This is a genomic window from Streptomyces mabaensis (genome assembly GCF_053763515.1).
In genome coordinates, this window is record NZ_JBSOPZ010000004.1 from 167,550 (window position 1) to 182,227 (window position 14,678).

Sequence of the window (14,678 nt, forward strand, 5' to 3'; positions counted from 1 at the left end):
CTCCTGGCGTCAGCTGACCTTGATCTCGTTGTAGACGGGGACGCTGAACTGATCGAGGGTCACGTTCGAGAGCGTGTCCGCGTAGCCGGCGCTGCCGTTCTGGTACCAGAGCGGGATGGCCGCCATGTCCTCGGCGAGGACCCGCTCGGCGTCCTGGAACGTGGCGACGGCCTTGGCGTTGTCGGTCTCGGCGTTGGCGCGGTCGATGAGCTTGTCGAACTCCGGGTTGCTCCACTTGCCGTCGTTGGACGAGGCGTTGGTGTAGTAGAGCGGCTGCAGGAAGTTCTGGATCAGCGGGTAGTCCATCTGCCAGCCGGCCCGGAACGGCCCCGACATCTTGCTCTGGGTGATCTGGTTACGGAAGTCGGCGAACGTGCCCACCGGGTTGCCGACGCACGCCTTGTTGTTGCCGAGCGCGTTGTTGATGCTGTTGCAGACCGCGTCGACCCACTCCCGGTGGGAGCCGGTGTCCGTGTTGTACGTGATCTTCAGCTGGCCGCCGGGGATGCCGCCGCCCTCGGCGATCAGCTTCTTCGCCTCGGCCGGGTTGTACTCGCAGGCCTCACCGCACAGGCCCGCCTTGTATCCGCCGTCCGCGCCGAGGACCGGTGAGGTCCAGTCGGTCGCGGGAGTGCGGGTCTTCTGGAAGATAGTGTCGGTGATCTGCTTGCGGTTGATCGCCCGCGAGATGCCCTTGCGGACCTTCTCCGCACCCGGCTTCTTCCAGGCCGCGTTGTAGTAGGGGAAGGCGAGGGTCTGGATGATGCCGGCCGGGGTGTTGATGTACCGGTCGCCGAGGTCGGCCTGCACGTTCTTCAGCTGCGAGGCCGGCACGTCGTCGACGAGGTCGAGGTTTCCGGCCGTCAGGTCGGTGTAGGCGGTGTTGTTGTCGGTGTAGACCTTGAGGTCCACGCCGGCGTTCTGCGCCTTGTCCTCCCCGGGGTACTCTTCCCACTTGCGCAGGCTCATCTGTGAGCCCTTGGTGTAGGACTCCACGGTGTACGGGCCGTTGCCGACCGGCTTGGAGATCCAGGCGTCGTGGTCGTCGAAGAAGGCCCTGGGCAGCGGCACGAAAGCGGCGTACCCGAGGGTGTCGGGCCAGGTCGAGAACTTCTGCGTCAGCCTGACCGTGAAGGTCCCGGGGCCGGTGACCCTGAGCCCGGAGAGCGTCTCGGCGGTGGGATCGCCGGATTCGGGGTGGACCTTGTCGTAACCCTCGATGTAGCCGAAGAAGTAGGCGTTGCGCTGGTTGTTCCGGACGTTGGCCCCGTAGTTCCAGGCGTCGACGAAGGACTGCGCGGTGACCTTCTCCCCGTTGCTGAAGGTCCAGCCGTCCTTCAGGGTGACGGTGAAGTTCTGCGAGTCGGTGGTCTCGATGCTCTCGGCGACCATGTTCACGGCCTCGCCGGTCCTGGGGTCGTACTCCTTGAGGCCGCGGAAGATCATGTCGAGGACCTTGCCGCCCTGCACCTCGTTGGTGTTCGCCGGCTCCAGCGGGTTCTGCGGGTCTCCCCAGGAGGAGCTCACGATGCCCGCGCCGTCACTCCCGCCGCCGCTGTCACCGCCGCCGCAGGCGGTCGCCGCGAGGGCGACGGCCAGCGCGCATGCGGCCCACTTGGCGTGCGTGGCTGCGGGCATGGAGTGCCTCCTCAGGGTCCCAAGTCTCACTCAGGCCCAAATTGCACCCCAGAATGTCCGTGATAGCACGTTATTGACCGATGCCCGGCGCGTCCGGCCCGCCCCGGGCAGGCCCTACACCTCCAAGGTCACCTCCCAGGTGTCGACCGCGAAGTGCAGCCCCATGCCGTGCGCCTCGTAGAGCCGCAGCGCACCGGTCTCGTTGAGCGTGTCCACGCCGAGGCCGAGGGTGGTCCGGCCACGGGCCGCATACACCCCGAAGGCATGCCGCAGCAGATACCCGCCGAGCCCCCGGCCGCGTACCTCCTTGCGTACGCCGAGGTTGCGCACCCAGGCCATCGCCGCCCGGTCGTCCCTGCTCAGCAGGGCGGCGACGTCGCCGCTGCCCTCCAGGGAGGCGATCCACACCAGCGACCAGTCCAGCCGTGCGGCGTCGAGGTCGTCGAGCCACTGCCCGTACGTCCGCACCTGGTGGTCGAAGTGCTCGGCGAAGGTCTCCTCCAGCAGCGCGTGCACGAGCCGCCGGTCGGCCTCGTCCGTACAGTCGCGCAGGCTCACCCCGGCCGGCGGCTCGGGGACCGGGTCCTGTGCGGACAGCCCGCGCGCCATGACCTGGTAGCGGCGCACCCGCTGCCAGCCGCGACGCGCGAGCATCGCGGTGTCGGTCGTCGGCTCGGCGTTCAGGTTGAGGTGGACGACCGCCTGCCCGGCCCCGTTGGCGGCGGCCTTGTCCCGTGCCCTGGCCTCCATGAGCGCGAACAGCCGCTCCCCCGCGGCCTGATGATCCGGCAGTACGTAGTGGTCGGTGTCGATGCGCTCGGCGCCCGAGTCGTCCCAGAGCAGGCCGTACGCGACCAGCCGCCCGCCCTCGAAGGCGAGCCAGGAGTTGTTGGCGAGGTCGGCCTCCGGATGGACGAGGTCGGCCTCGACACTGTGCAGATCGGTCTCGGGCCGGCCGATCTCGATGGTGTCGATCTCGTTGAGCAGCCTGCAGATCTCCCGGGCGTCCCCGGGCCCGGCGGGCCTCACGGTCAGCACGCGTACACCGTGCGGTGGATTCCACAGTCCATCGGGCCACTCTCGGGCGGCGGTGGCGACGCGCGCAAGTCGGTTTCGCGGCGGTGGGCGGGGGCTGTGCGACGGCTTCACCCCCGGCCGCGTCGCAGGTCGAACGCGCTCTCCGGCAGGTACTCGGCAGCGGCGGCCGGTTCGCTGCCGGCCTTCTTCCTGACGGGGTTCCAGGCCCGCTCCGCCGCGTCGTCGCCGGTCCTGGCGGCCACGTCCTGCCGCAGCTGCGGCAGCAGCGCGTAGAAGCGGTTGCCCGGGCAGTCGGTGGCGTTGAAGTCGCGGTGCCCGTAGATCTCGGAGGACGACATCCCGTACCGCAGGCAGATCTCCGCGCACAGCTCGACCAGCGCGGAGTACTGGAGGATGCGCGGCTCGACCGAGCTGTACGTGCCCTCGTTCTCGATGCCGATGGACGCGGTGTTCTGCCCGATGCAGTGCGCCGCCTCGACCTGCCGGGCGCCGGCCTGCAGCTCGGTCAGGCTGCGGTGCCGGCCCTCCGTCACATAGCCGCCCCGGCTGATCGTGAAGTGCTGGCCGGTGTCGCTCCAGCCCTGCATGTCCATGTGGTACGTCTGGATCGCGCGCGCCAGCGCGAAGGCCCGCGCCCGCGAGTAGTCGGTGACGTTGGCCGTGGCCGTGTGATGCACGATGATCCTCTTCGGCGGTGCGGAGAGGACCCTGACCGGACTGCTCGGGGGTCTGGCCCCCCACGCCGAGCAGCTGACGACGGCCGGCCCGGCGGCGGCGTGCGCACGTCCGGGTACGGCAAGCGGCACGAGCGCGGCCGCCCCGAGGGCGAGCGCACCGGTGAACATGGTCCGGCGGGAGGGGCGGGATTCTTCGCTGGTGTTCTGACGTCCATTCAGCACGCGCTCATTGAAGGGGGCGCGGGTGCGCGCATCACGCAGGCGCCCCGGCGGAGGAGCGGCAGAGACCGTATCGGGTGATCATCGGACACCGGCCGGGACGGACGAGGGCGCCCGGGCCGACTGCTCGGCCCGGGCGCCCTCGTACTCGTACTCCTACAAGAAGCTACGCCGCGTGTACGACGTCCTTCTCCTCGGCGAAGTGGCACGCCGACTCATGCGCGGCCGGGGTGTCCTGGCCCGCGAACCGCGCCGGGATCGCGAGCAGCGGCACCTCGGTGGCGCACTTCTCCTCGGCCTTCCAGCAGCGGGTGCGGAAGCGGCAGCCCGACGGCGGGTTGGCCGGCGAGGGCACGTCACCGGTGAGGATGATCCGCTCGCGGCCCTCGCGGGCGTCCGGGTCCGGAACCGGGACCGCCGACAGCAGCGCCTGGGTGTAGGGGTGCGTCGGGTGGTCGTAGATCTGCTGGTCGGTGCCGATCTCGGCCATCTTGCCGAGGTACATCACACCCACCCGGTCGGAGATGTGCCGGACGATCGACAGGTCGTGCGCGATGAAGACGTAGGAGAGGTTGAACTCGTCCTGGAGCTTCTCCATCAGGTTGATGACCTGCGCCTGGACGGAGACGTCCAGCGCCGACACCGGCTCGTCGCAGATGATGATCTCCGGGTTGAGCGCGAGGCCGCGGGCGATGCCGATGCGCTGGCGCTGACCGCCGGAGAACTGGTGCGGGTACCGGTTGATGTACTCCGGGTTGAGGCCGACGACGTCGAGCAGCTCCTGCACCCGGCGGCGCCGGTCGCCCTTCGGGGCCACCTCGGGGTGGATGTCGAAGGGCTCGCCGATGATGTCGCCGACCGTCATCCGGGGGTTGAGCGAGGTGTACGGGTCCTGGAACACCATCTGGATGTTGCGCCGGACCGCCTTCAGCGCACGCCCGGACAGCTTGGTGATGTCCTGGCCCTTGTAAAAGACCTCGCCCGCGGTCGCGCTCTCCAGCGTCATCAGCAGCTTCGCGACGGTGGACTTGCCACAGCCGGACTCGCCGACGATGCCGAGGGTCTCGCCCTGGTAGAGGTCGAAGGAGACCCCGTCCACGGCCTTGACCGCGCCGACCTGCTTCTTGAACAGGATGCCCTGGGTCAGCGGGAAGTGCTTGACCAGATCGCGCACCTGGAGGATCGGCTCACCACGCTGGGCGGGCGCCTCGATGGCGGCGACCGACGCGGCCTCGTCGGCCGCGTCCACGCTGTCCACCGCGGTGACGTTCGGGGTGGCGTCCACAGGCCCGGTGCTCTTGCTGAGCTCAGCCATGGATCGTCTCCTTCCAGAAGTGGCACGCGCTTCCGCGGCCCGGCAGCTCGCCGCCGTCCCGCTCGGTGACCGGGAGCAGGGCCGGGATGTCCGTACGGCAGATGTCCTGTGCCGACGGGCAGCGCGGGTTGAAGGCACAACCGGTCGGAATACGGGTGAGGTTGGGCGGCAGGCCCTTGATCGCGTAGAGCTCCTGGCCCTTCTGGTCCAGGCGCGGGATCGAGTCGAGCAGGCCGCGGGTGTACGGGTGCGCGGGCCGCTTGTACAGCTCGTGCACCGGGGCGGTCTCCACGATCCGGCCCGCGTACATGACCGCGATCTTGTCCGCGACGTCGGCGACCACGCCGAGGTCGTGGGTGATCAGGATCAGGCCCATGTTGTACTCGCGCTGCAGCTCCGCGAGCAGGTCCATGACCTGCGCCTGGACGGTCACGTCGAGCGCGGTGGTCGGCTCGTCCGCGATGATCAGGTCGGGCTCCAGGGCCAGCGCCATGGCAATCATGATGCGCTGGCGCATACCGCCGGAGAACTGGTGCGGGTAGTCGTTCACCCGCTCCTTGGACGCCGGGATGCGCACCCGGTCCATCAGCTCGATGGACCTGGCCTTGGCCTCCTTCTTGGACAGGCCCAGGTGGACGCGGAACATCTCGCCCAGCTGGTAGCCCACGGAGAGCACCGGGTTCAGCGAGGACAGCGCGTCCTGGAAGATCATGGCGATCTTCTGGCCGCGGATCCTGCGCCGCTCCTCGTTGTTCATCCTGAGCATGTCCTCGCCGCGGAAGAGGATCTCTCCCTTGGGGATCCGCCCGGGGGGCATGTCGAGGATGCCCATGATCGCCTGCGCGGTCACGGACTTGCCGGAACCGGACTCGCCGAGCACCGCGAGGGTCTCGCCGGCGCTGACGCTGTAGTTGACGCCGTTGACGGCCTTGGCCACGCCGTCACGGGTGTGGAACTCCACGTGCAGGTCGCGGACTTCGAGCAGCGGGCCGCCGTTGTCGTCCGTACCGGACGAGGAAGGAACACTCGCCGTCTTATCGATGATGGTCATGTACGCCTCCCTCAGCGCAGCTTGGGGTCGAGGGCGTTGCGTACCGCATCGCCGAGCATGATGAACGCCAGAACAGTGATCGACACCATGACCGACGGGATGATCAGGACGAACGCGGCGTTACGGAGCTGCTCCTGGCCCGACGAGATGTCGACACCCCATGAGACGGTCGGCTCGGCGAGACCGATGCCCAGGAAGGACAGCGTGGCCTCGGCCGAGATGTAACCGCCGAGCGCGATGGTCGCGACGACGATCACCGGCGCCATGGCGTTGGGCAGGATGTGCCGGAGCAGGATGCGGGTGGTCGAGGCGCCGAGCGCCTTGGCCGCCATCACGTAGTCCGCCTGCTTGATGGTCATCACCGAACCGCGGGCGACACGGGCGATCTGGGTCCAGCCCAGGAAGGCCAGCGCCAGGATCACGACGTAGAGGTGCCGTTCGGTGAACGAGGTGAGCACCACCATCGCGCCGAGGATGAAGGGAACGCCGAAGAAGATGTCGGTGATCCGGGACAGGATGGTGTCCCAGATGCCGCCGAAGTAACCGGCGAGCATGCCGACCACGGTTCCCAGCACGGTGACGATCGCGGTCACGCACACGGCCACGGCGATCGAGGCGCGGGCCCCGTAGATGACGCGTGCGTAGATCGAGCGGCCCTGGATGTCGTAACCGAACCAGTCCTCCTGGAAGAAGTTCCCCCAGTTGGGCTTCTGCAGATAGTGCTTGGCGAGGTCCGCGTAGCGCGGGTCGGCGCTGGTGAACAGGCCCGGCGCTATCGCCATCGTCAGCAGGATGACAATGAGGACTCCGGAGACCAGGAACAGCGGGTTGCGGCGCAGGTCGTGCCAGGCGTCCGACCAGAGACTGCGCGGCTTGCCCATCTTGGCCACCGGCTGGTTCACCGGGGTCTCGACGGCGGGCTGGTCCTTGACGGTGTCCTTGAGAGCCTCAGGCATAACGGATCCTCGGGTCCAGGACCGCGTAGAGCAGGTCGACGAGCAGGCTGGCGACGAGATAGACCACCACGATCAGGGTCACGATGCCCACGACGGTGGAGCCTTCACGGGTCCTCAGCGCGGAAAACACGTTGTAGCCGACGCCCTGAACATTGAAGATGCCTTCGGTGACCACCGCGCCGCCCATCAGGGCGCCGATGTCCGTGCCGAGGAAGGTGACCACGGGAATCATGGAGTTGCGCATCAGGTGTACGCCGATGATCCGCCGGCGCGGCAGCCCCTTGGCCACCGCGGTGCGCATGTAGTCGGAGCGCAGGTTCTCCGCGATCGAGGTACGGGTGAGGCGGGCGACGTACGCCAGCGACAGTGAGCCGAGCACGACAGCCGGCAGGATCAGCTCGCTCGATTCCGCCACTGCGCTGACGTTGGGGTCGACCCAGCCCAGCTGGTGGGCGAAGAAGAACTGGGCGAGGAAGCCCAGGACGAACGAGGGGACCGAGATCAGCAGCAGCGTCAGGACGAGCAGGCCGCGGTCCCGGAGCGTGTCGGCCTTCAGACCGGCGAAGACGCCGAGCGAGATGCCGACCAGCACGGTGAAGGTGAAGGCGAACAGGGTGAGTCGGATCGTGATCGGGAACGCTTCCGAGATGATGTCGGCAACGGGCCGGCCGCTGGCGATCTGGGTACCGAAGTCGCCCTGGAACAGGTTGACCAGGTAGTTCCAGTACTGGTGCCAGAGCGGAAGGTCGAGACCGAGTTCCTTCTTCATGGCAGCGATCTGAGCTGGATCGACGGTCTGCTCTCCGGCGAGCGCGCGCACGGGATCACCGGGCAGCGCGAACATCATGGAGAAGACCAGCAAGGTTGACCCGAGGAAGACCGGGATCATCTGGAGCAGTCGCCGCGCGACATAACGCCCCATGTTTGCCTCCGATATGGATAACTGCAGCCCCAGGGGCCGCTACCTGGATTCAGGGAGCGGCCCCGGGGGCCTACCGCCAGTTGCGGTGGCGGGTGACGGCCGAGTGGGGGGTGGCCCGCAGGCTGTTTACTTGACGACGGTGACTTCGGTGATGTTGAAGTCGCCGTGGAAGTCCACGGTCACGTTGTCAACGGCCTTGGAGTGGCCACCGTTGATCTTGTACTCCCACAGCGGGATGGCCGGCATCTTCGTCAGAACCAGCTTCTCCGCCTCCTGGTAGAGCTTGATCGACTCTTCCAGGGACTTGGCGTTGTCGGCCTTCTTGAACGCGGCGTCGACCGCCTTGTCCGAGAACCGGCCGTTGTTCGCCTCGGCGGTGGTGCCGTAGAGCTCGCGCATGAAGTTGGCGTTCACCGGGTAGTCGGCGACCCAGCCACCGCGGTACATCGACTTGACCTGGTTGTTGTCACGCGCTTCCAGGTCGGTCTGGAAGTCCGGCTTGGCGTCCGGGATGCACTCGACACCGGTGGAGTTGCGGATCGACTCGCAGACCGCGGTCACCCACTCCTTGTGGCCACCGTCGGCGTTGTACTGGATCCAGAACTTGTTGCCCGGGATGCCGCCGCCCTCGGTTACCAGCTGCTTGGCCTTGGCCGCGTTGAACGTGAACACGTCGCTGCCCAGGTCCTGCTTGCCGGCGACACCCTCGGGAATGAAGCTGGTGGCGGGCTTGCGGGTGTTGTTGAGGACGGTCTTGGTGATCGTCTCGCGGTCGATCGCCATGGACAGACCCTGGACGACCTTCGGGTCGATGCCCTTGAAGGTCTTGGAGTAGAAGACCGGGACGAGCGTCTGCATGGCCGCGTACGGCTGCTCGATCGCGCGGTCGCCGAGGTCCTGCTTGTACTTCGGCAGGTCCTTCGGGCCGACCTGGCGGATCATGTCCAGGTTGCCGGAGAGGAGGTCCTGGTACGCGGCCTCGACGGTCGCGTAGTTCTTGAAGAGGACACCCTTGTTCTTGGCCTTGTTCGGGCCCTGGTAGTCAGGGTTGGCCTTGACCTGGATGAGCTTCTTGTGGTCCCACTTCTCGAAGATGTAGGGACCGTTGCCGACCGGGGCCTGGCCGAACGCCTTGGTGTCCTTGTAGAAGACCTCGGGCAGCGGCGCGAAGGTGGTGTAGCCGAGCTTGTACTCGTAGTACGGCACCGGGTTGGTGAGCTCGATGGTGAAGGTGGTCTCGTCGACGACCTTCAGGCCCGACATCTTGTCGGACTTCGGAGCGCCCTTCTCCGGGTGCACGTCGGCGTAGCCGGCGATGTCCTCGAACCAGAAGGCGTTCTGCTGCTTGTTGTTGATGTTGGCGTACCAGTTCCACGCCTTGACGTAGGAGTCCGCCGTGACGGGGGTGCCGTCGTGGAACTTCCAGCCCTTCTTGAGCTTGACCGTCCAGGTCTTGGAGTCGGCCGACTCCACAGACTCGGCGTTGGTGTAGACGATCTTGCCCTGCGCGTCGAAGTCCAGCAGCTGGGTGAACAGCGACTGGATGACATAGCTGCCGAGCGACTCGTTCGTGTCGGCCGGGATCAGCGGCTTCTGCGGCTCGCCGACATCGATGGAGACGTAGCCCGCGGGCTTGCCCTTCTCCTTCGAAGCCGTGTCGGTGTCGTCGCTTCCGCCGCCGCACGCCGTCGCCGACAGAGCCACGACAATCGCACCTGCGACCCACTTGGCGCTCTTGGCACCACGCATGGGTTCCTCCTCATGAGTCCACTGATCACTACAAGAGGGGGACTTGCACACGTCGCCGACACCCCTGACGGCGAAGAAGCAGTACCCCGAGTGTGCTCGTGAGTCGGCGCTCCCCACAGCGCGTGACCCATTGACCCGAGCTCAATGGAGCCAACTATTAAGTACGTCCGAGCCGTAAACCACACTTAAAGGGTCTCGTTTTGACAACATCGCCCGCTATCAGATGCCCGAAATCCGGACAAAGTGATCACAGACAGACACCCGCGAAACGGACTGTTAACGCAACTTCCGGATCGTGATAGCCGCTATGCGGACACGTGCTCGTCGGCCTTCTACCAAAAGAAGTTGACCCGGGGCCAGTCTTCTGTCAGTGATCGATTCCATCGGAATGCAAAACGGCCCGGCCCCCACGAAGGTTCCGTGGGGGCCGGGCCGTTCGCACTGACAGTCCGTCAGCGGTGGTCGGTTCAGCGCTTGGCGCGCGACGCGGCGCGGCCGCGCTCCTTCTGGTCCAGGACGACCTTGCGGATGCGCACGGTCTCCGGGGTGACCTCGATGCACTCGTCGTCGCGGCAGAACTCCAGCGACTGCTCCAGGGACAGCTTGCGGGGCGGCACCACGTTCTCCGTGTTGTCCGCCGAAGCCGCACGCATGTTGGTGAGCTTCTTCTCCTTGGTGATGTTCACGTCCATGTCGTCGGAACGCGAGTTCTCACCGATGATCATGCCCTCGTAGACCTCGGTGCCGGCCTCGACGAAGATCACACCCCGCTCCTGGAGGTTGATCATCGCGAACGGGGTCACCGAACCGGAGCGGTCGGCCACCAGCGAACCGTTGTTACGGGTGCGCAGGTCGCCGAACCACGGCTCGTGGCCCTCGAAGATGGAGTGGGCGATGCCCGTACCGCGGGTCTGCGTCAGGAACTCCGTACGGAAGCCGATGAGGCCGCGGGACGGCACGATCCACTCCATGCGGATCCAGCCGGAGCCGTGGTTGGTCATCGTCTCCATACGGCCCTTGCGGGTCGCCATCAGCTGCGTGATGGCACCGAGGTGCTCCTCGGGCGAGTCGATCGTCATGCGCTCGATCGGCTCGTACGTCTTGCCGTCGACCTGCTTGGTGACCACCTCGGGCTTGCCGACGGTCAGCTCGAAGCCTTCCCGGCGCATCTGCTCGACGAGGATGGCGAGCGCCAGCTCACCGCGGCCCTGCACCTCCCAGGCGTCGGGACGCTCGGTGGGCAGCACGCGGAGCGAGACGTTACCGACGAGCTCGCGGTCCAGGCGGTCCTTCACCAGACGGGCGGTGACCTTGTGGCCCTTGCCGCCCTTGCCGACCAGCGGCGAGGTGTTCGTACCGATGGTCATCGAGATCGCCGGCTCGTCGACCGTGATCAGCGGGAGCGCGATCGGGTTCTCGGGGTCGGCCAGGGTCTCGCCGATCATGATCTCCGGGATACCGGCGATCGCGCAGATGTCACCCGGGCCCGCCTTCTCGGCCGGCTTGCGGGTCAGCGCCTCGGTCATCATCAGCTCGGTGATGCGGACATTCGACATCGTGCCGTCACGCTTGATCCACGCGACGGTCTGGCCCTTCTTCAGCTCGCCCTGCTCGACGCGGCAGAGGGCGATACGGCCGAGGAAGTTGTCGGCGTCCAGGTTGGTGACGTGCGCCTGGAGCGGGGCGGACTCGTCGTACTCCGGGGCCGGCACGTGCTCCAGGATCGTGGTGAAGAACGGCTCCAGGTTCTCGCTGTCGGCCGGGACGGTGCCGTCCTCCGGCTTGGTCAGCGAGGCGACACCGTCACGCGCGCACGCGTAGACGATCGGGAACTCGATCTGCTCCTCGGTCGCGTCCAGGTCCAGGAACAGGTCGTACGTCTCGTCGACGACCTCCGCGATCCGGGAGTCGGGACGGTCCGTCTTGTTGATGCAGAGGATGACCGGCATCTTCGCGGACAGCGCCTTGCGCAGCACGAAGCGGGTCTGCGGCAGCGGGCCCTCGGAGGCGTCGACCAGCAGGACGACCGCGTCCACCATGGACAGACCGCGCTCGACCTCACCACCGAAGTCGGCGTGGCCGGGGGTGTCGATGATGTTGATGGTGACGGGGCCGCCGCCGGCCTTCGGGTGGTACTTGACCGCCGTGTTCTTGGCCAGGATCGTGATGCCCTTCTCACGCTCCAGGTCGTTCGAGTCCATCATGCGGTCGTCGAGGTGCTCGGCGGCGTGCGCGGCGAAGGCGCCGGCCTGCTTCAGCATGGCGTCGACGAGGGTCGTCTTGCCGTGGTCGACGTGGGCGACGATGGCGACGTTACGAATGTCGTGGCGCGTGGGCATACTGGCGGCGCTTCTCCCGGAATCGTGGATGGCTTCGCGTACGGTCCGGCACGCGTGCCTGCCGGGCGAAACCACCACGGCCTTACCCCATGGTACGTGGCGCGGGAGCAACCGACCGCTCGGGGGTCTGTCAAGAGGCCGGAGGGCTACAGATGGGCGGGAAGCCCCGGGAAGGGGTGGATCATGCAAAACCACAGGTCAATGGGTATGCACGACCTTGCCCGCCGGCCGAGCCGACGGGCAAGTGACTTGAGCAGGTTCTGAGCTTGTGACCGGCGCCGGACCGGCGCTCTCTCCGGCCTACCGGTGTTTACCGGTTTTTATCGGCTTTGCGCGGGCCGGCCTTCTTGAATCCGATGTCCTGGTAGCGCGGGGTGGCCAGTCCGAAGGCGCCCGCGTTGGCCAGGCCGGGCTTGGCGGCCACCAGCTCCGGGCGCTGGTAGAGCGGGATGGATCCGGCCGCGGCCCAGATCCGGGCATCGGCCTTGCGCATCAGCTCACGGGACTCGTCCTCGTCCAGCTCGGCCAGCGCCTGGTCGAAGAGCTGGTCGATGTGGTCGGTGCCGACCCGGGTGTAGTTCTGCTCCACCAGCAGCGAGCCGTCTGCGGCCGGCTCGGGCTTGGCGAAGATCGGCCGGGCGTCGGTGGCCGGGAAAGCGGTGGCCGGCCAGGAGTACAGCGCGAGGTCGTACTCGCCCGAGGCGATGTGGTCCTTGAAGAAACTCTGGTCCGCGACCTTGACGATCTCCGTGCGGATGCCGATGGAGTCCAGCATCCGCGCGATCCTCGCGCCCACGGCCCGCAGGGCCTCCGAGCCGGGGCCCGAGGGGAGCACGAAGCGCAGGCTCAGCGCCTTGCCGTCCTTGGCCATCACCGCCCCAGCCGGTCCGGCGGGAGCCGGGGCCGCGGTGCCCTGCGGTGCATACGCGCCGGCGACGGGGTGCTTCGCCTCGGCGCCCGGCCCGTCCGGGGCCTCGCGCACGGCGGCAGGCAGGGCCGGCGCGAGGACGTGGGTGGAGTCGGTGCCGTTCGCGCGGTCGGCGGGCTTGGAGTCCCCGTCTCTGGCGGCCCCGGCGGCCCCGGCAGTCGTCGCGGCCCTGGCGGCTGCTGCGGCCTCGGCGGCCTTCCAGTGCGTGGCGGCCTTCCCGTCCTCCTGGCCGACGATGTACGCCCCGTCGTCCGCCGAGTCGGCGTTCCGTCCGGCGTTGGGTCCGGCGTTCGGCTTCGCGCTCCTCTTGGCGTCCGGCTCGGCGCTCTTCTTGGCGTCCGGCTCGGCGCTCGGCTCGGTGCTCGGCTTCTTCCGCGCGGCCTCGCCCTCGTCCGCCCGGCTGCCGGCCTTGGTGTTCTCCTCCTCGCGCACCGGGCCGCCCCGCCGCCACCCGGCGTCGGCCAGCAGCGCCTGAGCGGCCTCGGTGTCCTGGCTGCCGAGGGCCCCGCTGCCGTCCGCGTATGCGCGCTGGCCGGCCAGCGCGAGGTGGCTGCCGAGCGGTTGCGCGGGCAGGCCGAGCGGCTTCAGGACGAGCTCGGCTAGCTCCTTGCGGTCCAGCGCGCGGGCCACCGCGCGGCGTACCCGCTCGTCGGCAAGCGGGCCCGAGCTGCCGTTGAGCGCGAGCTGGGTGTAGGCCGGTTCGAGGGACTTGCGGACGACGAAACCGCCCGGTGCGGGCACGGCCTTGTCGATCTCGGCCAGGTCGATCCTGCCCGCGGCCAGCGCCGCCGGCCGCTCGGCCCGCGGCACCGCCGTGAACACCAGGGTGTCGAGCTTCGGGGGCAGCCCCCACCAGCGGGCGTTGCGGCCCAGGGTGACCGTGCCGGTCTGCTTGTCGACGCTCTTGAGTACGAAGGGTCCGGCTGTCGCCTTGAGCTCGGTGCGGGCTCCCTCGTTGAAGGCGTCCGGGGTGCTGGTGACGTCCTTCGGGTAGAGCGGGGTGAAGAGTGACTGCCAGTCGGCGTACGGCTTGCTGAAGGTGACCTTGACCTCGAGGTCGTTCCCGCCGCGCTCGATCTTCTCGATCCGTTCGTAGCCGGCGTTGCGGGCGGTCCAGTACGCAGAATCCTTTCCGCTGAGCGCGCGCCACTGGGCCAGGAAGTCGGGCGCGCCGATCTCCCGGCCGTCGCTCCATACCGCCTGCTGGTTGAGCTTGTACAGGACGACCTGCTTGGGCTCGCTCTCGACGACCTTCGCGGACTCCAGATAGTCCGGGTTGAGCACGGCCCGGCCGCGATCGTCCAGGGTGTACAGGGCGGGCAGTACGGCGCCGGCGATGCGCCCGGTGGCGGCGTCCGCGTCGGCCTGGAAGGCGTTCAGCGTCTCCGGCATCGCGTCCACGGCCCAGCGCAGCGCGCCTCCGTCAGCGACCAGCTCCCGGTTCGCGGCGCCGATGTCCTGGACCGCGGCGGCGGCTTCCTCCTCGTCGCCACCCGTGGTGCAGCCGGCCAGCGCGGACAGCGCGAGTGCGCCCGTGATGAGGAGCGCTGCGGTGCGGCGCCTGCTGGCTGCCGTACCGCGCGGGACGCCGACGTGGGACATGGCTGATACCTCCGGGGCGGATGCCGGGTTCATGCACGTTTGGCGGTATATGGAGCTGATCACACCGACTCTTTCGCCCTCCAATGAAGGGGACGACCCCGGACGACCGTCGGCGACACGTCGGGGCGCGGGCCAAAGGCCACCCGTGCGGCCCAACGGTGAAACGGGCGTCGCGCCGTCGAAAGAGACAAAATGGCGGAAAGGTACGAACAGCCTGGGGGCGCACTCCAGGTGCACGCGCCAC

At 67.9% G+C, this 14,678-nt stretch carries 10 protein-coding genes; all 10 read right to left on the reverse strand.

Annotated features, from left to right (window positions below):
* Positions 1-9 precede the first annotated feature (9 nt).
* Entirely contained in the window at positions 10-1,638 is a 1,629-nt protein-coding gene (locus tag ACWV17_RS05225; RefSeq protein WP_455358651.1) for a peptide ABC transporter substrate-binding protein, read from the reverse strand.
* Positions 1,639-1,752: 114 nt separating this feature from the next.
* Positions 1,753-2,676 (reverse strand): GNAT family N-acetyltransferase, encoded by a 924-nt coding sequence (locus tag ACWV17_RS05230; RefSeq protein WP_455358652.1) that lies wholly within the window; start codon positions 2,674-2,676, stop codon positions 1,753-1,755.
* A 107-nt stretch (positions 2,677-2,783) separates the two neighbouring features.
* A complete protein-coding gene (locus tag ACWV17_RS05235; RefSeq protein WP_455358653.1) occupies positions 2,784-3,575 on the reverse strand; it encodes a peptidoglycan recognition protein family protein in 792 nt (263 codons plus the stop codon).
* 163 nt (positions 3,576-3,738) lie between these two features.
* Positions 3,739-4,887 carry an ABC transporter ATP-binding protein gene (locus ACWV17_RS05240; RefSeq protein WP_455358654.1) on the reverse strand — a complete coding sequence of 383 codons (1,149 nt, stop codon included), beginning with the start codon at positions 4,885-4,887 and terminating at the stop codon, positions 3,739-3,741.
* Entirely contained in the window at positions 4,880-5,938 is a 1,059-nt protein-coding gene (locus ACWV17_RS05245; RefSeq protein WP_455358655.1) for an ABC transporter ATP-binding protein, read from the reverse strand. The genes ACWV17_RS05240 and ACWV17_RS05245 overlap by 8 nt, the downstream gene beginning before the upstream one ends.
* 11 nt (positions 5,939-5,949) lie before the next feature.
* A complete protein-coding gene (locus tag ACWV17_RS05250) occupies positions 5,950-6,894 on the reverse strand; it encodes an ABC transporter permease (protein WP_455358656.1) in 945 nt (314 codons plus the stop codon).
* Positions 6,887-7,816 (reverse strand): ABC transporter permease, encoded by a 930-nt coding sequence (locus tag ACWV17_RS05255; RefSeq protein WP_455358657.1) that lies wholly within the window; start codon positions 7,814-7,816, stop codon positions 6,887-6,889. Before ACWV17_RS05255 ends, ACWV17_RS05250 begins: the two co-directional genes overlap by 8 nt.
* Before the next feature lie 126 nt (positions 7,817-7,942).
* Positions 7,943-9,565 carry a peptide ABC transporter substrate-binding protein gene (locus ACWV17_RS05260; RefSeq protein WP_455358658.1) on the reverse strand — a complete coding sequence of 541 codons (1,623 nt, stop codon included), beginning with the start codon at positions 9,563-9,565 and terminating at the stop codon, positions 7,943-7,945.
* A gap of 467 nt (positions 9,566-10,032) precedes the next feature.
* Complete coding sequence (gene typA, locus ACWV17_RS05265) at positions 10,033-11,904, reverse strand: translational GTPase TypA (RefSeq protein ID WP_455352666.1); 1,872 nt, start codon at positions 11,902-11,904, stop codon at positions 10,033-10,035.
* Between the two features lie 310 nt (positions 11,905-12,214).
* Positions 12,215-14,434 carry an ABC transporter substrate-binding protein gene (locus ACWV17_RS05270; protein WP_455358659.1) on the reverse strand — a complete coding sequence of 740 codons (2,220 nt, stop codon included), beginning with the start codon at positions 14,432-14,434 and terminating at the stop codon, positions 12,215-12,217.
* Positions 14,435-14,678: the final 244 nt, after the last annotated feature.

Bases quoted from the DNA above. Each gene is read 5' to 3' on its own strand.
- typA (WP_455352666.1), bottom strand. From the start codon at position 11,904: ATGCCCACGCGCCACGACATTCGTAACGTCGCCATCGTCGCCCACGTC.
- ACWV17_RS05250 (WP_455358656.1), bottom strand. From the start codon at position 6,894: ATGCCTGAGGCTCTCAAGGACACCGTCAAGGACCAGCCCGCCGTCGAG.
- ACWV17_RS05240 (WP_455358654.1), bottom strand. From the start codon at position 4,887: ATGGCTGAGCTCAGCAAGAGCACCGGGCCTGTGGACGCCACCCCGAAC.
- ACWV17_RS05225 (WP_455358651.1), bottom strand. From the start codon at position 1,638: ATGCCCGCAGCCACGCACGCCAAGTGGGCCGCATGCGCGCTGGCCGTC.
- ACWV17_RS05255 (WP_455358657.1), bottom strand. From the start codon at position 7,816: ATGGGGCGTTATGTCGCGCGGCGACTGCTCCAGATGATCCCGGTCTTC.
- ACWV17_RS05270 (WP_455358659.1), bottom strand. From the start codon at position 14,434: ATGTCCCACGTCGGCGTCCCGCGCGGTACGGCAGCCAGCAGGCGCCGC.
- ACWV17_RS05260 (WP_455358658.1), bottom strand. From the start codon at position 9,565: ATGCGTGGTGCCAAGAGCGCCAAGTGGGTCGCAGGTGCGATTGTCGTG.
- ACWV17_RS05245 (WP_455358655.1), bottom strand. From the start codon at position 5,938: ATGACCATCATCGATAAGACGGCGAGTGTTCCTTCCTCGTCCGGTACG.